This is a genomic window from Leptolyngbya sp. 7M, from assembly GCF_018128485.1.
Window position 1 is genome coordinate 4552301 of record NZ_CP070897.1, and the last position, 22992, is coordinate 4575292.

Annotated in this window: 23 protein-coding genes and 2 pseudogenes; 16 read left to right on the forward strand and 9 right to left on the reverse strand. The window is 49.6% G+C overall.

Annotated elements, in window-relative coordinates:
• Positions 1-210: 210 nt before the first annotated feature.
• The gene (locus JVX88_RS23325; protein ID WP_211620670.1) at positions 211-708 is read right to left on the reverse strand and encodes a tetratricopeptide repeat protein; all 498 of its coding nucleotides are present in this window, start codon (positions 706-708) and stop codon (positions 211-213) included.
• Positions 709-1064: 356 nt separating this feature from the next.
• Here JVX88_RS23325 and JVX88_RS38930 point away from each other — a divergent pair, with 356 nt between their 5' ends.
• The 3 genes from JVX88_RS38930 (at position 1065) to JVX88_RS23340 (ending at position 4389) form a co-directional block, all read left to right on the forward strand.
• Positions 1065-2378 (forward strand): hypothetical protein, encoded by a 1314-nt coding sequence (locus JVX88_RS38930; protein WP_225931151.1) that lies wholly within the window; start codon positions 1065-1067, stop codon positions 2376-2378.
• Positions 2363-2806 carry a hypothetical protein gene (locus tag JVX88_RS23335; RefSeq protein ID WP_211620672.1) on the forward strand — a complete coding sequence of 148 codons (444 nt, stop codon included), beginning with the start codon at positions 2363-2365 and terminating at the stop codon, positions 2804-2806. Before JVX88_RS38930 ends, JVX88_RS23335 begins: the two co-directional genes overlap by 16 nt.
• Before the next feature lie 113 nt (positions 2807-2919).
• Positions 2920-4389: a S8 family serine peptidase gene (locus JVX88_RS23340; RefSeq protein ID WP_211620674.1), complete on the forward strand. Its 1470-nt coding sequence runs from the start codon at positions 2920-2922 to the stop codon at positions 4387-4389.
• 45 nt (positions 4390-4434) lie between these two features.
• Here the strand turns inward: JVX88_RS23340 and JVX88_RS44330 are convergent.
• Positions 4435-5049 (reverse strand): annotated as a pseudogene (locus JVX88_RS44330) (pentapeptide repeat-containing protein); the annotation flags it as partial.
• 404 nt (positions 5050-5453) lie between these two features.
• Here JVX88_RS44330 and JVX88_RS23350 point away from each other — a divergent pair.
• The 7 genes from JVX88_RS23350 (at position 5454) to JVX88_RS23380 (ending at position 12199) form a co-directional block, all read left to right on the forward strand.
• On the forward strand, positions 5454-6422 hold the full coding sequence (locus JVX88_RS23350) for an EAL domain-containing protein (RefSeq protein WP_211620676.1): 969 nt from the start codon (positions 5454-5456) through the stop codon (positions 6420-6422).
• On the forward strand, positions 6409-8379 hold the full coding sequence (locus tag JVX88_RS23355; RefSeq protein ID WP_211620678.1) for a peptidase domain-containing ABC transporter: 1971 nt from the start codon (positions 6409-6411) through the stop codon (positions 8377-8379). The genes JVX88_RS23350 and JVX88_RS23355 overlap by 14 nt, the downstream gene beginning before the upstream one ends.
• A gap of 177 nt (positions 8380-8556) precedes the next feature.
• Complete coding sequence (locus JVX88_RS23360; RefSeq protein WP_211620680.1) at positions 8557-9432, forward strand: S-methyl-5'-thioadenosine phosphorylase; 876 nt, start codon at positions 8557-8559, stop codon at positions 9430-9432.
• Positions 9433-9615: 183 nt separating this feature from the next.
• On the forward strand, positions 9616-10185 hold the full coding sequence (locus JVX88_RS23365) for an alpha/beta hydrolase (RefSeq protein ID WP_211620682.1): 570 nt from the start codon (positions 9616-9618) through the stop codon (positions 10183-10185).
• Between the two features lie 256 nt (positions 10186-10441).
• Positions 10442-10546 (forward strand): DUF2256 domain-containing protein, encoded by a 105-nt coding sequence (locus JVX88_RS23370; RefSeq protein WP_225931704.1) that lies wholly within the window; start codon positions 10442-10444, stop codon positions 10544-10546.
• Positions 10547-10782: 236 nt separating this feature from the next.
• Positions 10783-11745: an isoaspartyl peptidase/L-asparaginase gene (locus JVX88_RS23375; protein ID WP_211620684.1), complete on the forward strand. Its 963-nt coding sequence runs from the start codon at positions 10783-10785 to the stop codon at positions 11743-11745.
• 91 nt (positions 11746-11836) lie between these two features.
• Entirely contained in the window at positions 11837-12199 is a 363-nt protein-coding gene (locus JVX88_RS23380) for a hypothetical protein (RefSeq protein ID WP_211620686.1), read from the forward strand.
• 254 nt (positions 12200-12453) lie between these two features.
• On the opposite strand, the gene JVX88_RS23385 is transcribed toward JVX88_RS23380, so the two are convergent.
• Positions 12454-12705, reverse strand: coding sequence for a hypothetical protein (locus JVX88_RS23385; RefSeq protein WP_211620688.1), 252 nt, complete (start codon positions 12703-12705; stop codon positions 12454-12456).
• 773 nt (positions 12706-13478) lie between these two features.
• Between JVX88_RS23385 and JVX88_RS23390 the strand changes: the two genes are divergently transcribed.
• Positions 13479-14174 carry a hypothetical protein gene (locus JVX88_RS23390; RefSeq protein WP_211620690.1) on the forward strand — a complete coding sequence of 232 codons (696 nt, stop codon included), beginning with the start codon at positions 13479-13481 and terminating at the stop codon, positions 14172-14174.
• A gap of 90 nt (positions 14175-14264) precedes the next feature.
• Positions 14265-14510 (forward strand): DUF1822 family protein, encoded by a 246-nt coding sequence (locus tag JVX88_RS23395; RefSeq protein ID WP_211620693.1) that lies wholly within the window; start codon positions 14265-14267, stop codon positions 14508-14510.
• Between the two features lie 56 nt (positions 14511-14566).
• Here the strand turns inward: JVX88_RS23395 and JVX88_RS23400 are convergent, their stop codons facing one another.
• The gene (locus JVX88_RS23400) at positions 14567-15466 is read right to left on the reverse strand and encodes a J domain-containing protein (protein WP_211620695.1); all 900 of its coding nucleotides are present in this window, start codon (positions 15464-15466) and stop codon (positions 14567-14569) included.
• Positions 15467-15850: 384 nt separating this feature from the next.
• Between JVX88_RS23400 and JVX88_RS23405 the strand changes: the two genes are divergently transcribed.
• Entirely contained in the window at positions 15851-16273 is a 423-nt protein-coding gene (locus tag JVX88_RS23405; protein WP_263975221.1) for an NINE protein, read from the forward strand.
• Between the two features lie 203 nt (positions 16274-16476).
• Here the strand turns inward: JVX88_RS23405 and JVX88_RS23410 are convergent, their stop codons facing one another.
• Both JVX88_RS23410 and psbH read right to left on the reverse strand, forming a co-directional pair.
• Complete coding sequence (locus tag JVX88_RS23410) at positions 16477-17766, reverse strand: AMP-binding protein (protein WP_211620697.1); 1290 nt, start codon at positions 17764-17766, stop codon at positions 16477-16479.
• Between the two features lie 913 nt (positions 17767-18679).
• Complete coding sequence (gene psbH, locus JVX88_RS23415) at positions 18680-18883, reverse strand: photosystem II reaction center phosphoprotein PsbH (protein WP_211620700.1); 204 nt, start codon at positions 18881-18883, stop codon at positions 18680-18682.
• A gap of 65 nt (positions 18884-18948) precedes the next feature.
• Here psbH and psbN point away from each other — a divergent pair, with 65 nt between their 5' ends.
• Positions 18949-19128, forward strand: a complete 180-nt coding sequence (psbN, locus tag JVX88_RS23420; RefSeq protein ID WP_410503728.1) for a photosystem II reaction center protein PsbN — start codon at positions 18949-18951, stop codon at positions 19126-19128.
• Positions 19129-19293: 165 nt separating this feature from the next.
• On the opposite strand, the gene JVX88_RS23425 is transcribed toward psbN, so the two are convergent.
• The 3 genes and pseudogenes from JVX88_RS23425 to JVX88_RS23435 form a co-directional block, all read right to left on the reverse strand.
• Complete coding sequence (locus JVX88_RS23425; protein WP_211620703.1) at positions 19294-19653, reverse strand: STAS domain-containing protein; 360 nt, start codon at positions 19651-19653, stop codon at positions 19294-19296.
• A 177-nt stretch (positions 19654-19830) separates the two neighbouring features.
• A pseudogene (gene hemF, locus JVX88_RS23430) lies at positions 19831-20580 on the reverse strand (oxygen-dependent coproporphyrinogen oxidase); the annotation flags it as partial.
• Positions 20581-20859: 279 nt separating this feature from the next.
• The gene (locus JVX88_RS23435; RefSeq protein ID WP_211620705.1) at positions 20860-21336 is read right to left on the reverse strand and encodes a bis(5'-nucleosyl)-tetraphosphatase; all 477 of its coding nucleotides are present in this window, start codon (positions 21334-21336) and stop codon (positions 20860-20862) included.
• 478 nt (positions 21337-21814) lie between these two features.
• Here JVX88_RS23435 and JVX88_RS23440 point away from each other — a divergent pair, with 478 nt between their 5' ends.
• Together JVX88_RS23440 and JVX88_RS23445 are read left to right on the forward strand one after the other, a co-directional pair.
• A complete protein-coding gene (locus tag JVX88_RS23440) occupies positions 21815-22225 on the forward strand; it encodes an Npun_F0494 family protein (RefSeq protein WP_051925746.1) in 411 nt (136 codons plus the stop codon).
• 74 nt (positions 22226-22299) lie between these two features.
• A complete protein-coding gene (locus JVX88_RS23445) occupies positions 22300-22620 on the forward strand; it encodes a hypothetical protein (RefSeq protein WP_317134416.1) in 321 nt (106 codons plus the stop codon).
• Positions 22621-22992 lie beyond the last annotated feature (372 nt).

Genomic DNA, 22992 nt, shown 5'->3' on the forward strand with positions numbered 1-22992 from the left:
ACAGAGCTGTTGGATGAGTAATGGACTCAGAAGCAGCAATGATAGAGAAGTGGGTGACGACTTTCCAATCGGTGGCAGTTTGATGCCTAATAACATAACGCCGCACCCACCTGAAGCGCTTGAAGTCAATTGACGAATTCTACGTGCTCCGCACAGGCTGCACCAACAGGGAGCGACGGCTCATGTCCTCCATCATGGCTTCGCTTGACCTCAAGTTGAGCAGAGTCTGATTCTGGCACAGTTTGAAGAGGAGGGATACGACGATGGCTGTAGAAAACTTCGCCGCCTGCATTGGGGTTGATGGGTCAGACAAAAATCGGCGGCAGCTTCTCGGTCGCCTAATCGCTGTTTGGTTTGGGCCAGCAGCACCGTGTAGTCAGGTTGATCGGGATTTAGGTCGGCCAGCTTTTGCAGCGGCGGCAGCAATTCTTCCAGCTTGCCTTGCTGAATTCGGGTTTCGACTAAACCCCGCAGGGCGGTTTGATTATCTGGCTCACGTTGCAGCACTAGCTCGTATCCTTTAGCTTGCGCCTCTAGATCGGCACTTGGCGACCCGCTAGGCCGAGGCGAAGGCGTCGCAGAACCGGCAGGCTTCTGGCTTTGCTGAAACGCACCGCTAAAGGGCAAAATAATCGAGAACCCGACAAAGGCGAGTACCCCAATTGCCATCACCAAACCAGTCAGCCAGCGATTACGCTTGTTAGACACGAGCAGCTCCCAAACTCTACAGGTTCATCACATCTGTTTTACCTAAATTTGGCAAATTCTGATCGCTTAATTTAGTATGAGTAATTTAAACGCTGAGAGAATTCTTTACAGAGATCCCTGATGTTGACAATTGAGATTGTATAAACAGAATGGACGAATCTGAAGGTCAAGAATCTCATAGCCCAACCAGCCCAACTACCCAACTATGTGCTCAACATATGTATTCAACCGCAGAGCGCATTTAATCTGAGTGCTACCCTAGTGTTAAATTCACACTAGACTGTAGTGTGTCAGTTTGCAGATCTGCTGTAGTGCTCAACGGTATGTGGTTCTATTACCGCTGTCAAGGAGGTTCTATGAGTCCTGACCCGAACAAATCCTCTCAGTCGTCTAAATCGGCTTCGTCCCCCAAATCGCGGACGGAGGCTCAGGCCAATTTAGCCCCCGAAACTTCCTCACCAGCGGAACCCATGACTGACCAATCTTCCAAAGCAACGCTAATTACTCCTCCCACTCGTATGACCACACCCGACGAGGCCGCACCCAAACCCGATGGGCCAAACGCTGTTGGGTCTAACCAACCCTCTGATCATGCCATGGATGCCATTTCTGCACCTATGATCCCAGCAGAACCTGAAACGTCTGAAGATTCTGTTGATTTGACTGATTCTGACGAGACCGCTTCCCAGGATTCAGATGCTGAGACTAACTCTGCTGAGCCTTCTGCATCAAGTTCTGAGCCAATCGCTGAGTCAGCCGTAGCCAGTCAGGCTACTGCCGGAGCGGAGTCTGCTGAGGCCAAGCACCCAATTCGCAATTCTGACAGCTCTGAGGTTGGCAGTTCATCCGATAGCGATGTTCAAAGCAATAATCCAACCGATCATCAAGCCGATAGTCAAACGGCACCCCTGCGACAACAGCCCATTCCTCCGGCCAGTGAGCCGATGCAGTATCGGGCGATTGGCTTAGTGCGCGGCAAGTATACTCCCTCAGAGGAGCAGTTCACCCGGGGTTCGATTTTGACCGATGATGGAGTGATAATTGACGCCGTTCTGCTGGGACGGGTTATGAGCTTGGTCAAGAAGCACATTAACCTGGACGAATCCCACCTCTGGGTGGTTTACCCCCGCACTAGAGAAAGGGATTTAGAACTGCACATGCAGATTGTGGGTGTCTGGGAGCCAGAGAAATTGAACCGGGCTGGCGGCCTGGGTGATGGTGCTGCCCACGCGGATGACGCGGATGAGGCCGATGAGGCCGATGATGTGGATGACTCAGATGATTCAGATGATTCAGAGCTGGAGTCTGAAACCGAGCTGGAAGCTGAACTCGATAATTCGGAGCCAACCGAGCAGGAAGACGCTGAAGCATCGGACCCCGAATCAGCTGCCGAGCAGACTCAGGCCGAGTCGAGCGAGACAGCTGATGCTGCGCCCGCACCCGCTATGGGCGTTGCCCTGACTCCTCCCGAAGAATTGAATGATCGCTACTTTTCTGTACGCGGAGAAGTGGTCTATCAATCAGAAGAAGAGCAACGGTTGCTGGTGAAGATTCGCCGTGCTCCTAAGCAGGGTACAACCCAGGCACGAGCCTTCAAAGTCGGCCTCAAAGGTACTTTGGCTGGCAAAGCGCTTGGCTACGCCCAGGAGAAAATTTGGTGCGTTATCTAATCTTTGTATTTGGGGCAACTATCATCATTCTAATCAGTGTATTTATCTCGGTCGGTCTTTATCAACTAACTAAATCCTTAAATACTTCGTCCCCTATTCCTCAAGCTGTTTCCCAAACCAAAGAACCTTTTCCGAAGGAGACTGATTTGACTGCCGAAAATGCCTCTAAACTGGCTCCGACACTGAGATTGCGTTTAAGTCAACTATCCCCTGAAGCCAATCCCCAGGTCAATATCTTGTTGCGCACAACGAGTGCTTTAACTGCTGAGCAACGCTCCCAACTTGAAGCAAATGGAGCGAACGTTCGCACTGTAGCTGGAGATATTGTTACCGCTTCCTTACCCTTAAGACAGACGCTCGCATTAGCTGAACTCGACTTTGTACGCTATGTCGAATTATCAGGTCCGCTCTATCCGGAATCGCCTTAATTTTCTATGTTTCTAGCTTATGAGCGATAAAATAAGCACCCGTGTTCTGGAATAGATTCTAGCGGCTGTGCTCCTTCGCAAGCAAATTCACTTCACTTATCAATAGGTGTGCTATGAGTAAAATTGATCCTCGGCTTCAGTTGCTCCAACGAAATCAAACTGTTTTACCAGAGCTAGAAGCAACCGGGCGATTTGCAATAGAGTCTACAGAAACGGGGCCGAAAGTGAAAGTGCTGCTGAAATATCGTGGCAGCATCACAGACTTAGAACAACGCGGCTTAGAAGTTCGGACCGTAGCCGGAGATATTATTTCGGGTGTAATTGAGTTATCGCAATTGAACGCCATTGCTGCCTTACCGGACCTAATTCGGATCGAGAGCGCTCGTCCAATGGTAAGAGAACTGAGCCGCAGTGTGCCGGAAATTCGAGCTAACCTCGTTCATACTGGCTCTCCCGCCTATAAAGGCACAGGCGTTATTATTGGGATTATTGATTCGGGAATTGACTACACTCACGCTAGTTTTAGAAAGCCAGATGGCACCAGCCGGATTCTGGCGATTTGGGATCAATATTTAGAACCAATTGGAAATGAATCCAGTCCAGCACGTTTTAATCCACGCTATGGGTATGGAGTGGAATACACCAAAGCAGAAATTGACGCGGCACTGGCGGCAGCTGATCCGTTTAGCATCGTTAGACATGAAGACGACTACTCAGTAGGACACGGCACCCATGTAGCTGGAATTGCTGCTGGAGACGGTTCAAGCGCTGGTAATGGGCAACCTGCATCTATATTCGTGGGAGTTGCGCCAGAAGCTGACATTATTGTGGTGGCGAATCAGGTTAACTCGGAAATTTTTGGCGATTCGGCTGAAACGTTAGATGCAATTAGCTACATTTTTGATAAAGCCACTGCTTTAGGAAAAGCCGTTGTAATTAACCTGAGCCAGGGCGATAACTTAGGCCCCCATGATGGAACCAGCCTGTTAGAACAGGGAATTGATAACCTGTTGGGAAACCCTGGCAGAGCGATGGTAAAATCTGCTGGAAACGAAGGAGCGCTGGGTCGCCATGCTAGCGGCTTCGTTGCTGTGGACGGTCAAACTCAGGTGCGATTTGCGGTAGATGCGAATGATGCCACCTTGAATACAATTGACATCTGGTATGCGGGCAGCGATCGGTTTGACATCACCATTACATCCCCTGATCTCAATACCAGTGCAGTTGTGAGACCCGGTACTACCACCAGTTTTACCATGCCCAATGGCAATCAGATTTCGATTGTTTCCGCTATTAATAACCCCAACAACAAAGACAACCAGATCTACATTCAGCAGACGCGCGGTACCAGTCCGAGCATTCAGCCCGGTAGCTGGTCGTTTACCCTGCGGGGCACAACGGTCACCAACGGTCGGTTTGATGCCTGGATCGAACGGGGGCACCCCGCCAACACACCCGAATTTCGGCCGCCCCATCGAGATGACACGCTGACGATTTCGATTCCGGGTACTTCTAAAGAAGTGATTGCCGTTGCGTCCTACATTACCTCCGATGGTCCAAACAGAGGTAGCCGCATCACTTAGGTCAGCGCCGCGCAGGTCGGCATGGCTCAGGTTCGCACCCCGGAGAACGGCTTCACGCAAGTTGGCTTTTTGTAGATAGGCGTGGGTCAGGTTCGCATCTCGCAAATCGACTCGACTCAGGTTGGCTCGACTCAGATCGGTGTGGCTGAGGTCGGCATGGCTCAGATCGACTTTGCTGAGCAGCGCCCAAAGGATAAACGCCATGTTGGGGTTAGCCCAGACCAGAAATGAATAGTTCGATTCGTCTACGACCACAATCGACCAGATCAGCGTCGTCCAAATCAGAATAATCCCAACCAGAATAATGTTCTTCAGCCAACTGCCCATCTGCTGAGTGTTGGTTTCCCGCAGGTTGATCCAAACCAAAATTGTCCACAGCAGATTAGCCCAAATCAAAATAATTCCAACAAACCGAGCTTCCGTCAGCGACATCCACAGCAAGGTAGCCCAGACAAAATTGGCCCACAGCAGTAATGTGCCGATAAAATGCATCCGGCCTAGGTTTGCGCCTCTCAGGTTTGCACCGCTGAAGTTTTTTTTACCGCGCCAGAGGTTAATCCGGGTTCGCAGCCCTGGGAAAAAGCTAAATCGCGGCTTGCGGCTGGGCGGAACAAACCGGTTCGATGGATTCGATTCAGAAGAGTGGCGCGGTGGATTCATCTGAGACAAGGTGGATAATGGGATGCAAAAAGCTGAGATGCAAAAAACCGAGATGCAGCAATGAAATACTGAGCAGTTGAGGTGCACCCTGCACTTTCAGAGTTGTATCTCATTGAATATCCAAGCGGCAAGTTAGCCCATCCGCCAACTCGACTGGTTTTTGGGTCTGTCGTCCGCAGATTCCGTAAATTCCGTAGATTCCGTAGGTTGCGCTCCTCAATTACCGCTTGGTTGATTGAAACCAATTTGCGGGAAAACTAGCCTCAGTGCTAATGACCACGATGTGCTAATGGTGACACTAGCCGGTTTTCAACATCTAGGAGCTGAGTTTCAGCGAGAAATTGCAGTAGAGGTTGAATTTAGGGGTTGAAAACTGCGAGATTCGAGGATATTAACTGGTTGATATGACTGCTCCCGCGACTCCACCCAAAATTCTCATTGCTGAGGATGAACTAATTGTCGCAGAAAACATTGCTCGACATCTCAATCAGCAAGGCTATCTGGTTGTTGCCATTGTTGATTCTGGTGAAGCCGCTGTTGCCGAGGCTGCCCAAACTCAGCCGGATTTGATCTTGATGGACATTATGCTGCAAGGCGAGATTGATGGCGTCCGGGCTGCTAGTGCCATCAATGCTCAATGTCATCTGCCTGTGATCTACATGACGGCCTACGCCGACGATAAAACCCTAGAACGAGCGAAACAAACCGATCCCTATGGCTACTTGGTCAAACCCTTTAAGCCCCATGACCTGAAGACAACCATTGAAGTGGCGCTACAAAAACATCGATCGGTGGCTGCTGACCGGGTGCGCTATGCGGCTCAACTGCGAGCGGCTCAAGACCAACTCAACTACCTGCATTCGCTGATTGGCTGTGAAGTCTTAACTCGTCCGAAAGCGACTCCTGACCAGGATCTGGGCCTAGAAATGGATTTACGGCGGGCACTGGATCGACAGGAATGCCATTTGGTCTATCAGCCTAGGGTGGAGTTGCTCTCGGGCCGGATCGTTGGAGCAGAAGCATTGGTTCGTTGGCAGCATCCTACTCGTGGCCTTGTGTCACCTGCTCAGTTTATTCCTATTGCAGAAGTCACAGGTTTGATCGAGCCATTGGGAAAATGGGTTTTGCAGAGTGCTTGCCGACAACTCAAGGCTTGGCAACAAGCTGGATTAGACGATTTGACCATTGCAGTGAACCTGTCGGGCTATCAGCTCAAACAACCCCATCTCTACCAGCAAATTCAGCGCATATTGCACACTACGGGTCTCGATCCCCAAAGCTTGGAGCTTGAACTTACTGAAAGTACGCTGATCGAAGACATTGAAATGGCTTCCCAGCAGTTGCAAGGGCTGAAGGGAAATGATGGGCCTTAACGCTCAACTTGTGGTGGTTCCAGCTAGCGCAATTGGTCGATTAGAAGCGCCAGCACTAGTGCAGTGGCAAGACAGTTTGGCGCTGCTCTACAGCATTAGCGAGCGTGAGCTGGTGATTGCAGTGCCGGAACTGGGCATTGTCCGCCGCAAACCAGCCGATTTTGTCGAGACCTGGGGAGAGCGAGGCGAAGTTCTGCTGCTCAAACCCACTAAGCAAACGCCACAACAGCGCTTTGGTCTGTCCTGGTTTTTGCCCGCAATTCGCAAACATCGCCGGGTTTTGATCGAGGTGTTCATTGCCTCTTTCTTTGTGCAGCTATTTGCCCTAGCCAACCCTCTGATGATTCAGGTGATCATCGACAAGGTAATCATCCAAAAAAGCGTCGATACGCTGCATGTGTTGGGGATTTTGTTGCTGGTGTTGGCAGTGTTTGAAGCCGTGCTTAGCAGCTTACGGACCTATCTATTTGTTGATACCACCAACCGGATCGATATGTCTCTAGGCTCGGAGATCATCGATCACCTGTTTCGTTTACCCCTGAGGTACTTCGAGAAGCGACCTGTGGGTGAACTGGCAACCCGGATTAACGAGCTAGAGAATATCCGCCAATTCTTAACTGGTACGGCCTTGACCGTGGTCTTGGATGCCGTTTTCTCGGTAATCTACATTGTGGTGATGTTCATCTATAGCTGGCTGTTGACGCTGGTTTCACTGGTGACGATTCCTCTGTTTGTGCTGTTAGCAATGGTGGCCTCACCACTGATTCGCCAGCAGTTGCGAGTCAAGGCCGAGCGCAACGCTGAAACCCAGTCCTATTTGGTAGAAGTGGTATCCGGGATCCAAACCGTCAAAGCCCAGAATATGGAGCTTCGAGCCAGATGGCAGTGGCAACAGCGCTATGCCCGCTATGTTAGCGCTGGTTTTAAGACGGTATTGACCTCTACAACGGCTGGATCGGCTAGTAACTTCCTGAACCAGCTTTCTGGACTGCTGGTGCTGTGGGTGGGTGCCTACTTGGTCTTGCAAAACCAGCTGACTCTGGGTCAATTAATTGCCTTCCGGATCATTGCCGGCTATGTCACTAGCCCACTGCTGCGATTAGCGCAACTCTGGCAGAACTTCCAGGAAGTGGGGCTGTCGCTAGAGCGCTTGAGCGACATCATCGATTCTGCCCCTGAAGCAGACGAAGTGGATCGCCTCAATATTCCAATGCCTCCCATTCAAGGCGCTGTTAAATTCGACGATGTCTCCTTCCGATTTGGCACCAGCGGGCCTTACCAGCTCAATAACGTTAGCCTCGAGTTCCCGACTGGATCGTTTGTGGGCATTGTTGGTCTCAGCGGTTCGGGTAAGAGTACGCTGATGAAACTCTTGCCACGCTTGTATGATCTCGAATCAGGGCGAATCTTGATCGATGGTTATGACATCAGCAAGGTAGAACTCAACTCCTTGCGGCAGCAAGTCGGGATTGTGCCCCAGGATAGCTTGCTGTTTGAAGGCACAATTCAAGAGAACATTGCCCTTACCTGCCCAGGGGCATCAGCGGAAGAAATCATCCGAGCCGCCCAAATTGCGGCAGCCCATGATTTCATTATGGGATTACCCAGTGGCTACAACACTCGCGTCGGTGAACGGGGTGCTTCTCTCTCTGGCGGACAGCGGCAGCGGATTGCGATTGCTCGAACCGTTTTGCAGCATCCCCGCTTGTTGATTCTAGATGAGGCGACCAGTGCGCTAGACTACGATTCAGAACGTCGCGTGTGTCTCAATCTGGCAGAAGAGTTCCAAGGGCGTACCGTGTTCTTCATTACGCACCGCCTCAGTACGATTCGCAATGCCGACACGATTGTGTTGATGGATAAGGGATCTCCAGTTGAGATCGGTACCCATGATCAGCTGATGGCACTGCGGGGTCGCTATTTCTGTCTCTATCAACAGCAAGAAGCCGAAATGTAGCCTGCTGGTCGTTTGCATCAATCCCGTCAATTAACTAATTTGCTTCCAATAATTTACCAGAATCAATTACCAATTGAAGTCCTTTCAAAGCTTAATCAAAAGAGCCTTCCTCTGCCACCGCAGCAAACAAGCGTGTAAAATGACTTGGCATTACCTTGGCATTACAGGAAAAAACTCATGACGGAGCAGGTCAAGATCGGCATTATTGGCGGCAGCGGACTCTACAAAATGGAAGCCCTGAAGGATGTCGAGGAAGTGCAAATTGATACCCCGTTTGGACCACCGTCGGATGCGCTGATTTTAGGAACATTGGACGGAACGCGAGTGGCTTTTCTGGCGCGACACGGTCGGAACCATACCTTGATGCCGTCAGAATTACCATTTCGAGCCAATGTCTACGCTATGAAGAGCCTCGGCGTCGAGTATCTGATCTCGGCTTCGGCAGTCGGTTCATTGCAAGCCGCGGTGAAGCCGCTGGACATGGTCGTGCCCGATCAGTTTATTGACCGCACCAAAAACCGCGTTTCTACCTTTTTTGGAGAAGGCTTGGTGGCCCACATCACCTTCGGCGACCCAATTTGCCCCCATTTGGCTTCAGTCCTAGCGGACGCCATTGCCAGCCTGAACTTGCCCGACGTTGACCTGCACCGAGGCGGCACCTATGTCTGTATGGAAGGCCCCGCTTTCTCTACTAAGGCCGAGTCCAATCTGTATCGCAGCTGGGGAGCTACGATCATTGGCATGACCAACCTGCCAGAAGCCAAGCTAGCCCGCGAAGCCGAGATTGCCTACGCCACCCTAGCGCTCGTCACTGATTACGACTGTTGGCATCCCGACCATGACAGCGTCACGGTGGAAATGGTAATCGGCAACCTAACCAAAAATGCCGTCAATGCCCAGCGAGTGATTCAGGAAACCGTGCGGCGGCTGAGCCAGAACCCACCGGCCTCCGAAGCCCACTCAGCTCTGAAGTATGCCATCATCACTCCCCTGGACAAAGCTCCAGCCGCTACCAAAGATAAGCTAAAGCTGTTGCTGCAAAAGTATTTGTAGGAAGAGGATTTTGTAGAAGTGGTCCACTTGTCGCTTAATCAACTACCGCTCAAACCACTGCTGGCAACAGGCTGGATTTCTTCACCTACATAGGCTAGGGTGTAGCCAGCCCACTAGGGGGATGTGGGACTAGCCTTGGGTGTGTTATGCCAAATTAAGGGATTTACTGCGGAGAACAAAACCATGCTAAAGCTAGGGCATCGATTACGTTTAGCGTTGACTGGCTTGGTAACCCTAGGAACAGTCGTCACGATAGCCTTACCTACCCCAGCTGCTGAGACGGTAGTCTTACGCTATGGTATTTTTCGCGGCTCGCTCCCCGTCTCCGATTTAAACGAATTTGTTGAGACGGGAGAAACGTCCCGCCGTCTGCGGCGCTATCTCCGCTTGGCTGACCTTGAAGAGGAGCAATTCCGCCAAATCCTGACGGAAGAAGTCTCCACGAGTCCCAGAACCCTAAAACTACTGCTAGGCAGTCCCGCTGGCGATGTGCTGCTACAAGAAGTAAGCGAGTATCTGTATGTTCCTAATCGGCGCGATGATCAGGACAAACTGCGCACGGCTCTCACCACCTCGGCTGAAGACAGCCAAATCAGCCTGATTGAAGTGTTGCAGAACTACCCCAGCAACCGGGTCTACATCAACGTCAATCGAGTTGTATCAACCTATCAGCAATTTGCCTCGATTCAAGAACGGTTTGGGGGAATCCTGAATGGTCGCCTTGGTGAGATTATCGAAGGGCTTGGCCTGTAGTCTCTCTGTAGACTCTGCAGCCTTTGACAAATGTCTGACTCACCCGCGCAGGCGGGCGTTATCTATTCAAGAGCAGCATGGGCTGACTTTAACCCGCCAGCCCCAGAGCTTCGTTACTTATTCAGCTTAATAAGCCAATGTCTCTAAAGTTTCTCGCAAATACCGGCTCACTAGCTGCTCCAAACTAGAGCTTTGCATCTGCCGGTTGGCCAGTGCCCGTTCTGCTAGCCAGCGTTGAAAACCGGAACTCGCTGCAATCACCTTTTGCAAGCGCAAAAAGTGGGAAGACTGCTGGGATGAAGTAAAGTATTGCTCGGAGCGCTGTCGGCGGCATCGAACCGCATCCCAAACCACAGATTGATCAGAGACCTAGGTGGCTCAGTTTCTGCTATCTTCAGATATTGTTAAAGGCCGCTGAAGCACGACTGTTCCGATCGCCAGCATTCAGTTCAGTTAGCGTCAGTCTCGATTCGTTGCAGCTCCACTAGGTTTTGCTTTGCCGCTCCAGCTAGGTTCGCTTGTGTATTCCCGTCTGATGCTGCTGTTGAACCGTGTTCGGCCTATTGCGTTTACTGAAATCTAGGGTATCTCTCAACTATGTCAACGGGTTTAATTCAGCCCAAGCTAATTATTCATGGTGGAGCAGGCAGCTCCCTGAAAGGTAAAGCGGGCGCAGATGCAGTGCGTCGATCCCTCTACACGGTAATTACTGAAGTCTATGAGCTGCTGCTAGCAGGCACAGATGCTAAGTCGGCGGTGATTCGTGGCTGCCAGCTTCTAGAAGATGATCCGCGCTTTAATGCAGGTACCGGCTCAGTACTTCAGTCCGACGGGCAGATTCGCATGAGTGCTTCTTTAATGGATGGCACCCAACAGCGATTCAGCGGTGTAATTAACGTTTCGCGCGTCAAAAACCCGATTGAGCTGGCCGAGTTTCTACAAACCTCCGATGACCGCGTTTTGTCGGATATGGGTGCACTGGAGCTGATGCGAGAATTGCAGTTGCCCTACTACGACCCGCTGACCAAAATCCGACTACAGGAGTGGATCCTGGAACGAGAAGGCAACTTTGATAAAGCGATGGCTGGCGTAGTAGCTGAACGCGAGCTAGTTTCCGAAGCTGGACGCGGGACCATCGGCGTGGTGGTGCTCGATTCTCATGGACGGCTAGCTACAGGAACCTCAACCGGTGGCAAAGGGTTTGAGCGCATCGGTCGAGTCAGCGATTCGGCCATGCCAGCGGGCAATTATGCCGATGCACATGCAGCCATTAGCTGTACAGGGATCGGCGAAGACATTATTGAAGAATGTCTGGCTGCGCGCATCGTCATCCGAGTCACGGATGGGATGCCCCTGCTCAAAGCATTTGAGTGCTCATTTCAAGAGGCTCAGTCCCGCAAACGGGATTTTGGTGCCATTGGCATTGCCGCCGATGGGACGATTGCCTGGGGAAAAACCAGCGAAGTGCTGCTGGCCGCTTATCATGATGGAGAAAAAATGGGCGATACCCTGGAGATGGGACCAGGCACCCAAACCCAATGTCGAGTCAGCCGCCTCTGAAGCAACTTTGAAGCAACTTTGAAGCAACTTGCTCCTGAGCAACGGCTTGCCGTTATCCTAAAAGAAATATTTCTGCTAATAGAAAATTGCTATGAAAGTTTGGGCAGTTGCCGTTGTTGTATTTTTCGGGGCAGCAGAACTCTACCAATGGCTGCAACATCTGAAGCTGCCCCTGCCGGTTTATGGTATGGCCGGTTTGCTGTTGGCGATTGTCTCCAATGCAGAGCACTGGTATCCACCTCAAGCAAAATTGCCCTTAGAACCAGACGCTACTTTAGTTCCCGATTTGCTTTCCCCACCAGAGGCGATCCCTCGCCAATCATCCGCTGACTCTCCCATTCCCCCTAACATCGAAGCCCCATCTCAATCGGGAACAGGTCCCCAATTGCCCAATTTCGCTCCCACCGTTTCACCATCGATTTCTTTTACGATTCAGAAACGGAAGCAGGAGTAGGGAGAGGAGGAGGAGGAGGAAGACAGAGGAGGTAAGGAAGATGGGGGAGCGGAAAAATCACTCCGCTATTAATCAGAGCGTTTCTAGTAAAGCTTGCTCTCTTCTAATCGCTTGCAGAAGCCAGCCATCCTCGTCTATTTCAGCAATATCTGCTCACCATCTTTCATGAGATTGGGCTTTTTCTCGAATCACAATCCACATTCGCTGAACTAATCCCCAACCTCCACCCAGGTAGACAGCAGTCACCATGCCTCCTAAGAAATGAAGTGGATGATCTCCATTCGATCGGCAGCCAGACGAGTGCGCCAGGTTGAGTAGGACTCATCTGCCTCAATCCCCATTAGTGCGCCACCAGCAACACCCGTCGGCAGAGTGCTACTGGGTTCAACATAGATATTGACCGTTACATCATCCGTAAAATAGGTAGACCAAAGACGACCCGCCGTTTCAAAGGCGACCATCTGTTCCAGCGTTGTACCTGGACCGTAGGTGAATACAATATTCATAGCTAAGGCTCTCAGAAGTTTTCAGGTGAGTTAAATCATTTCAAGCCACAAGCAATGGCTTTACCGGCCAACAATCGAACTGGACCAGTAGGTAGAGCACTAAATCAGCCATGCTGAACGAAGATCCTGATTCAACCTCAGCTTTAAATTGGGTTTCTCTAATTGGGTTTCTCCAATTGAATTTCTCCAATTAAATTTGATAGATTATTTCATTGCTACATTACATTGCTTATAAAGGGTTGCGTAAAATAGTTTAGCCCATCTGTCCAGACGAAGAACGAAACATGAGAAAACTCTCATTCAATCAAGCATCTACCATGATCGCTTCTATGCAAAACATGAGAAAACTCTCATCCAATCTGATGATCTGTTGTGACCACTCTCGTTGATTATCATGCCAATCTGTTTTTTAAGAATTATCACCTCCTCCTTCATCTAAAATTTGTTCCTGATTTGATTCTTTGCTGCCATTCCGTCTTTTTGCTACTCACCGTAACGCATCGTTTGTAGAACTATAAGTAGACCGCCTTAATTAAACAGAGAACCCAAGGAAATCGGGGAAGCGCCCCTCCGGTTTCTTTATCTAACGTTTAATTGTGCCCATCTACTTACCAGAAAAGAATTTAATGTTAAGATTCGTAACAAGTTCCATTGATTGGGCAGATGCAAGCAGAATCGTTAGTAGAGAAACACGACAATGCAGGGAGGTGAAGCGCGAGCTGTAGCCACTGGGTGCAGAATGCCGATTGACTTCAAAACGGCGGAGCAGATTCATGGTGGATAGGCAGGAGGATATTTATGATTCGACCGCGGCAGCGGATGCGGCTCAGGATCCGCTAGAGGCGAGGCTAGCCAAGTGGATTCAAGCGATCCAAGCTTTAGGCTCCTCCAGTCCGGAACGGCGGCACTTTTTGAATCGGCTGGTGAACGAAATTCTGCGATCGGGTAAATTGGGGCATCCACAGCGGTCGATTTGGCCGGCTAGCCTTTACGAAGATCTATACAATGAGGCCCTGCAACGAACGCTGTTAATCATCTGCCAAACAGTTGAGCAATATAGACCAGAAAATCCAGTCATGGCATGGGTGAACTTTCGATTACAGCATCAGTTTACTGAAGTGGTGAAAGACTATCAGAAGCAGGGTATCACCCAAATGCCGACAGGCAGCCGTTTTCCGGTCCGACTTCCTTCTCTGGAGGATTTACCCAGGCCGTCTCCTGCCCCAGAGGCCGATCTGCCCATCCAGCAATTTTTGCAACAGGATCCCGAAGGGCTACTCAAAAAACAGCGGTTGCGAGAGCGCCCCGACATAACGTTTCAGACATTGGCGATTGCTAAATTTGTAGAAGGCAAAACCTGGCCCGAAGTTGCCGCCACTTTGGATATTCCATCCCAGACACTTTGCAGTTTCTTTAATCGTCAACTCAAACATCTGATTCCCTATTTCAAAAAGTACTTAGAAGTATAGTTAAACTGTCCTGCTGGCAGGAGTTATTTTTAAATACCTGTTGCTACGGATGCTGATGTTGTTAATGGTTGGAGTGCAGCGAAATCAGCTATGAATCAAACCATAGAGCCGCTTACCTTTACTGTACCGCTTTCATTTGCAGCTCATGCAATGGCCCAACAGCAAGGACCCCAAACTCAGCCAACCTATTTGAAGGCGCTAGCGGTTTATGCTGTTGACTTTTACCTGCGCTGTATGGGGATCGAAACCGATCTTGAGCAGAGCGACTGGCACGACCCCTGGATGGCGAAATTGATTGATGTGGCAGACCTGTGGCTCAAACCCTACGGTAAGTGAAAATCCGCTAAGGAAATAATGTGGCGACGGGACCAGGATGGATTCGCCATAAGGCTCTACCGCTTTCTAGTAAACAAGCTAAATAACCCACTGCTGGCTCTGGCGGTGGCTTTGGGAACTGGGTCAGTCAAGTCCAGCCGTTTGGCATACTGCAACGCGAGTGGATCATTCGGGTTAAATTTTAGCGCCTGCCGGAAGTGGACTTTAGCCATGCCGACTAAATTCTGCATCAGATACGCCTTCGCCAAGAGAGAGTGGTACTCACTGCGATTCGGCTCTAGACGAATTGCATCTCGTAATTCAGCTACTACCTGCGTCCAGTTAGATTTCTTGGCGTATTCTTGCGCTCGGTAATAATGACGCTGGGCATAGTTAATCGCAATCTGCGGTGTTTCGGTCTGGCTGGGTGCAAACTGAGCTGGTTTGACCTGAGTTGCCGAAACAATTCCAGTCCGCTTTTCCCGAATCACTGGATCGCCGATTTTCAATGATAGGTAGGTCAAATTCAACTCTGCAAGCTGGCGAGTGCTGGCTTCAAACTTGGCGAGCTGGCGATATTGCACTTCTCCCAGTTGAACGACCGATTGCTCATAAAACACATCGGCTTCTTGCAACGGTAGCTTCAAGAGCTGACGCGCCATTGTTCCTTGTGGCAGTAGCGATTCATCCTGGTTAATTTGTCGAACTCGCAACCGCAACAATGCGATCGTTTCGGCTCGTTCTTTTTCCTGCTTGAGTCGCTGATAGGCCGGGTTCACCAGCTTTGCCAAAATTTGACCGGCGAGGGTTTGAATCGCAGGGTCGGCTGCAATCAATGTATCGGGGTGAAGTAGCTTAGCAATTGTGTGGTAACGCTTCAAGACTCGTCGTTCATCTGCTGCCACAGACAGGCCCAACACCGCGTAGGGATCAGAGAGTTGACTCAGCCATTCTGAAGAGAAAGAAATCTGTGACATTTCAGGGAGGCAGTTGTGCTGTAGATATCAGTATACAGAAGTCTCAATAGCAGGGAATTGGCAGCGCTTTCTTCCCGGTAGAAGCCGATGAAATCAGTTAAGCAGTTTCTTTCGGAGAAAATCAACCAAGGCTGCGATTTTGCTCTCTGCTGCCATGGATTTTCATCTGAGATGGTAAAGCCCCCTATGTTGGTAAGCTTACTTTACCCTAGTACAATCCCGCTGGAATTGAGACGAAAGTTATGACGGAAAGTTCACTGGTTCTATTTGGTCTGCCCTCGATACAATAAAGCGATTGCAGGCGATTGGGGTAGTACTATCTGTGCCGAGTTGCGTCTAATAGGCGGCTGGTAACTATTTTTTCCCTGGTGGCTATTTAAGCAAATGGTCTCGATTGGCGACATGCTGAGTAAAGCGAAGGATCGAAAAATTGCAGCCCTATTGGCGTGTGCCGGTATTTTCCTACCGGGGCTGCATAAGTTTTACCTGGGTCAGCCCAAATGGGGGGTGATCTATCTTTTGTTGAGTTGGACCCCAATCCCTAGAATCGCCAGCATCGTCGAAGCCATTTGGTACTTATTTCAAGACCGTGATCAGTTTGATAGCAGATTTAATCCCCCTTCGCTTAATCCCACTTCCGGTCAAGCCTTGTCCAAGCAAGGGCCGTTTGCTCCTGCTCAAGTAGAGCTGCAAGTAGAACGAGTAGCGTCAGCGCTGCGGCAAATTGAACAGCTCCGACAAGAAGGGTTGATCTCAGAGTACGAATTTGAACAAAAGCGCCGTCAGTTGCTTGATCGCATTCGCTAAGTCTTTCTAGGTTTTCTATGGAATACTGCCTTCTGGCCAAATGACCAATAACTCCTGACTCCTGACTCCTAGCTCCTGCCCTCTCAACCACTGCCACACCTCCTGAGACCTTATATCAATGTCACTCCGCCATCGTCTCCTTCAGGACCCTTACTACCGCTTTCAGTCTGTGGCCGAATTGAGAGCTGCTGCTGCCTTGGGGATTAAACTCGATGTGAATCGAGCCTGTGTGGATGACTGGCTGCGGTTGCCGGGTTTGAGGTAAGCTGCCCGCCAAACAGTGTCCGCCATTTGGCAAACACCAGCCAGTCGGCGAGCTTGAGCTGAAGGGCATACAGTCCTCGCGGAGGATTGCCCAGTTCGTACTGCCGAGCCAACGCCAAGGCCCAGCGCAACAGTACCTGCTCTAGAACAGACCCGGATTTCTGGCTGGTTTCCAGAATCTTGCTATAAATTTTCTCCAGCAATAGCGGCACTGTCACGAGGATGGTCGGATGTACCTGCTGGAGATGCTTCATTACATGATTCGGATTAGAGAAATAGATGCTGTATCCCTGACTGATGTGACCGTACAGTAGGGTACGGGCGAGAACATGATTCAACGGCAGAAAGGAAAGTACGACTTCTGCGCCGCGCTTCAGACCAGGAATCACGGCAAATGAAGTCAGAGCATTAGCCGACAGATTTTCGTGGGTTAACATGACCCCCTGGGGTTGGCCATGTTCATCGGGGATGTAAACGATCGTCGCCAAATCAGACGGTTGCAAGTTGGCATACAACTGCTGGAGTCGCGATTGAGTTTCTGGCCCTACCTCCTGACCTTTAGTTTGAATGGCGGCTAGCGAATAAACCGGCAGATGACAAGGAAAGGCACTAGCCGGGTGATTGGCAACCGGATGCAGCAGCATCGGTACATCGAGACAGGCAGCTTCAGGAATGGGTTCAGCCTTGCTCTGGGCCGACTCTGAGGTGGATGCAGTCGCTGGGGTCCAGTGTTCCGGTACTGTGGCTATGATGATCTGCTGCAATGCGGTGTTTTCCAGGTAAGGCGCAATCTGGGTCAACAAATCCAAATTGGAAATGATTAGGACTTTGGCCTCACTGTGCCGCAGCACAAAAATAATATGTTCGAGGGTTTGGGTTAGATCAATTGGTACATCTACCAAGTTGGCTAGCAGGCAGCCTAGATCGGCGATACAGAAGTGAATATCGCTGTGCATCAATAAGGCAACCCGATCGCCCTGCTTTAACCCCAACTCCACTAATCCCAGCGCCAGAGATTCAACCGCCGTTCGGAATGCCTGATTGGATAGCGGCTGCCATCCAGTTTCCGTCCATTGATTAAAGGCATGGGCATTGGGCGTATAAACGCAGGCGTCATTTAGAAGTGAAGGTAGAGTATATCCTCGGATCACTTCCTCTGATGCGCCTTGTGATGCGCCTCGCGATCTGGCTTTTGGTGCAGCTTGTTGACTCGTTTTAGTGCATACCATTTCTCTTAGAAGAAGAAACCCTTCTCCAATGCAGTGTTTGATGCATGTTTGCTCAGTAATTTTCCTGGTGATTGGTCAGGGGTGACTGTTTAGTCACGGCTTAGTCACGGCTTATTCACAGAGAGCAGATAAGACAAATGGTGATCCTAAGCTAATGACTAACGATGTCCACCTGCTACCTGGGTGTGCAACATATAGCAACTAGTTTGAAATCCATCCTCACGCCACAAACTTCGTGTATTATTCGCAAATCACCAGTTCTTCTGTAGAGCCTTTTGTGAAGTAAAAATGAATCGCAAATGATGCTCTCAATGGCCCTGTTGGTGATATGCTATTAGTGACATTCTAATGTCATTTTAATGTCATTGCTATTTTCTTGCTATTTTCTGAGCAGATAAATGATCAATCACCAGTTTTGAGATGCAACCTGTAAGATGGATGCTGACTTCTGATTCCTGAGTTTTGAATCCAGAATCTCCTTTCAGGTTAGTAGCAATTAGTAATAATCGACAAACGCTTTGAGATTTTGGCTCTAATACGCCTAACTCTCTCTAGCTGTTAGTTTTAGTGTAGCGAGTCAATTATAAAAATGTCAGGCTTTATACATTTCTTGAGAAAATAAGTCTCAAGTGTTAAGTTTTTGAAGCTTTTCTGAGAGTAATTAGGGCAGTCTGCTCGAGACAGTTATTAAAAACAGCGATGCTGCTGAATAGTGCTATAAATCCGCGAACGAGATGCTCACACTGTTGCGTAATTGTCCTTGTCGTATGAGCATCTCACTCACGTCGGCAGCCCCTCCCTCTAGTAAGCCATCACCTCAATCGCTTAACTCAAAACTCAAAACTATTAAAAAGCCCCGGACAACCCAGGGCAATCGTTATGAAAACTCATCAAGCTAAGCCGAGAGCCAGCCTTAGCCACCGAGGCTAGACCAATCGACCTCGACGCCGTTCAGGAGCAGCGAGGAGTTATAGATCTGCAGAATAATCAGCAAGAAAACAAAGAACAACCCCATGAAAACTGCCATCAGGGGCGTGGTTCCCCAGCCAGGGGCGACCTTACCGTATTCAGAGTTGAGGGGTTTAAGGATATCTCCCAAGCGAGTCCGCTGTGCCATGAGTGACCTTCTATAGTTCTCTAACGTTTTTAATGATCCGTAATATCATAAGAATAATACTATTTATGGTTCTTCAAAATATGGAGCTTGCAACAGTTTTTAGCATTCAGAACCTGGAGCCTGCCACGGCAATGATTGTAGCGATTGGAGCTTTTCTGTTGGCAATCACTGCGCTCTCGATCTACACCTCATTTGGGCCGCCTGCTAAGGAACTGGACGATCCGTTTGAAGATCACGAAGATTAAGAGTCATAAAGATGAGTTTCGTTTGATGTCGGTTCAACTCAGCTAAGACTCGAACTGAGTCCAGCACAAATTCAGCTCAAGCTCAAGGGGGAAGTTGCTTCCCCTCATTTTTTATCGTAGAGAAACCATAGGTTGGCACAGCCCTTTGCTCTAATCCGCCGCAGGCTAGGTAGTAATGCCACGAGAAACGCCTTCTAGGGCATCTTCTTCGGTATCAAAAATCTCAAACACCGAGTCCATCATTGTCACTTCAAAGACGAGCTTGGCTTCGGGATGCACCTTACAGATGCGAAAACTGCCTTTGACTTTATCGGCATCGCGCATTCCGGCCACCAAGGATGTCAATCCAGAACTATCAATGAAGTTGACTTGGCCCAAGTTTACAACAATGTGAGGACTAATCTTAGAAATACACTCTTGCAGCTTGGGCCGAAATTGCCATGCTGTCGTAATATCAAGCCGCCCGGTCGGTGTGAGAACAACAACAGTTCTGCCATCTTGAGTGGTACGGATTGTCTGCTCCATTGGAGATGTATCCTTCCTTGGGACTTATGAGTATCTTAGGCCAATCCTTCTGCGATGCCTGAATCAACTACTGCATTAAGGGCCATTGAACCCTAACGTAGTTTAACTTAGCACTATCTATCTTGCCCCAAGGAAGGTCAATCCTCACAGGATTTTTGCGGTCTTGTCTAGATCGGTTTAACTAACCGTGCTGCCTAACCAGTCTTGTGGTTTGAGAAAAACCTCGTAGAGTTGGGCTTCCGGCGTTTCCGGCTCCGGATGGTAGCTATACTCCCAGCGGACCAAGGGCGGCAGCGACATCAGAATGGACTCAGTACGACCATTGGTTTGCAGGCCAAAGATTGTGCCTCGGTCATAGACCAGATTGAACTCAACATAGCGTCCGCGTCGGTAGAGCTGGAAGTTGCGCTCCCGTTCGCCCCACTCGGTAGTTTGGCGCTTTTCGGCAATCGGCACATAGGCGGGTAGAAAGGCATTGCCGCAGTCTTGCACAAAGGCAAATAGTTGTTCCCAACTGCGAGGTTCTACCTCACCAATTGCATCGCTATAGGCCGCTGCCGGTCCCTTGGAGTCGGGGCCGTGGTAAAGCTTACCGCGACTATCTTGATAGTCAAAGAAGATGCCGCCAACACCGCGAGTTTCGCCCCGATGCTTGAGATAAAAGTACTCGTCGCACCAGCGTTTGAAGGTCGGGTAGTACTCGCTGTGGTGCCGGTCGCAGGCATCCTTCAAGGTTTGGTGAAAGTGTTTCACGTCTTCAACAAAGGGATAGTAGGGCGTCAGGTCGATGCCACCACCAAACCACCAGACTGGACCAGCTTCAAAGTAGCGATAGTTGAGGTGTACCGTGGGCACATAGGGATTGCGCGGATGCAGCACCATAGAAGTTCCGGTGGCATAAAATCCGTGTCCGGCGGCTTCGTTTGTGGAGCTTGGGTTGTGGTCGGGGCTTCTGTGGTCGGCGCTTGAGTCGTATCAGGTGCAGGCGCAACTTCAGAGGTGGTTTGGGGCTGGTTGCAAGCCGCTAACGTCGCAAAAACGCCCAATCCGGCGGCACTCAACAAAAACTTTTTGAAAACACGATTGCGCTGAAGCATAGTTATATCGGTCCTTTGCAAAACTTCCTCAACAGAAGTTAACAATCGCGGCACGGCTCAGCCCTCATCCATGAGATAGACCTTTTGCCTCAATTTTTTCTACCCTTGTCTAGATGTTGAGCAGGTTCCCCAAATTAGTTCGGAAATAATCATTGACTTGAATCAGAAGCTGTTTGCTTTGCACAAAGGTGATTTGCTCCAGCGCAGCTTGGAACGGTAGCCAGGCATAATCGCGGATCTCGTCAGCCTGATAGTTCACCTCGGCTGAATTCACGAGAGCCACAAAATAAGTTACCGTCTTGCGTAGCGTTTTGCTTTTTTTAAAGACGGTATAGGTTTCACTAAAACTGGTGGTGCCAATTAGCCGATAGGCGCGAATTCCTGTTTCTTCTTCAAACTCTCGACAGGCTGACTCAATTGGCGTTTCGCCCAACTCGGCGTGACCCTTGGGGAATCCCCAGTGCCCTGCTTGATGCTGAATCAGCAAATATTTTTCTGCGTCAACTTCTGGACTAGACCCTCCAGGTGCTGCCAAAATGGGCACAATTCCAAACGCTTGATCGTCTACGCCATTATTGCTCACCATCGTTCGTTCCTAAAGTTGCTACTGCTGGTCCTGATTTCACGTTGATAACAGCCATATCGCCTCCGCCAACCCTAGTTTACAAAGCTAGTTACAAAGCCAGTTACAAAGCTAGTTACAAAGGTCGAAGCACTCCCCAGAAGAACCATCAGAAAAACCATCAGAAAAAACGCGCGCATCCTGATGTCATACTTGCTATCGGAATTATCGCTTACTCAACATTGTTTTAGTACTATGCGAATTGATATCAAACACTAGGGTGAATGGACCAGCAAAATAAAAGTAGTGAGAATTAGACAATCATTTAGAGCGTCCGGATGGAATTACCAGGATTAAAATCGCCTCAACTTTGAGAAAAGCCATAATATAGAGGGCAATATAGTAGCCCCAGTTTGATTCGCAGCTTAGCTAAACTGCACAACTTACAGAGCATGTCGGTGTAGGATTAGGTAGGTTAGTAGCCCCAGATACATAGTGCCCTATGACTTCCACTGCAAAGGTGCCGCGATATTCTCCCGCAACCCTAGAGCGAGCCGAACGAGCTGTTCGTTGTGCTCCCTTTCAATTGAAATTGTTTACAACGATGCGGCGGCAAAGTGTAGATATCAGGGCGATTGCCGGATCTGCAGGCGTTGAAAATGGATACAGTCAGCAGCCGCTTCCAGAAATGGCGGTTGAGCAGTTAATGCTTTGGTTAATTCAGGTGGGACTATTACGGCGAGAGGTGGATGGTCAGGGGTTGACCAGCAGCTTTCGCTTGACCCCATTGGGGCATCTGTTGGTGGAACAGTGGCAGCAAGAAGGTAAGCTTCCTGCCGCGAACTGGCGCGATCGTTTATATAATTCCCTGAGTCGATGGCTTCGTTTGCCGGATTGGTTACAGCCGCTTTAGCAGCGGTGGAGCGACCTGAGGGATATCGCTTGCTTCTGCATAGCAATGATATAGAGGGATGAAGGAGGACTGGCATGAAAGCCATCATGGTTGTGGGAACGACATCTCACGCTGGGAAGTCGCTGCTCTGTACAGCGCTCTGTCGGATTTTAAGCCGGCGGGGCTGGCGCGTGGCTCCGTTTAAGGGGCAAAACATGGCGCTCAATGCCTATGTCACTGCTTCTGGGGGAGAAATCGGTCATGCGCAGGCAGTGCAGGCATGGGCCGCTGGCATTGCCCCACGGGTGGAAATGAACCCGATTCTACTCAAGCCCCAAGGCGATATGACGTCCCAAGTGATTCTGAAAGGCAGAGCTGCTGGCAAGGTTATGCGAGATTGGCCATTTCAGTTTTAACCGCATTAGTGAGATTAGCAAAAATGAGATGACTAACATTCAGCTAAAGCAAATTTGCTCATGATCTGAAATAACTGAAGTACAAAGGCTATTCAACTAATTTCTGACAATAGCTGAAATGCTTTTCGAGTAGCAGAACTTACACTGGAAGAGGCATAAATTAATTTCATTTGTAAGCGTGTGGGTTTATCCATCTTGATGAGTTTTCTTTGCTGCCATTTCGTAATTATTTTTCACTCAGCGCTTCCTTAGTTGCCAAATTGTAAAGATGCTTGTCACAGCTATCAACTTCTATGGTACCCTTATATGAAATCCACTATATCTTGATAAAGATACCGGAGATTGATCATTCGCTTGTGAACTGGGAATTAA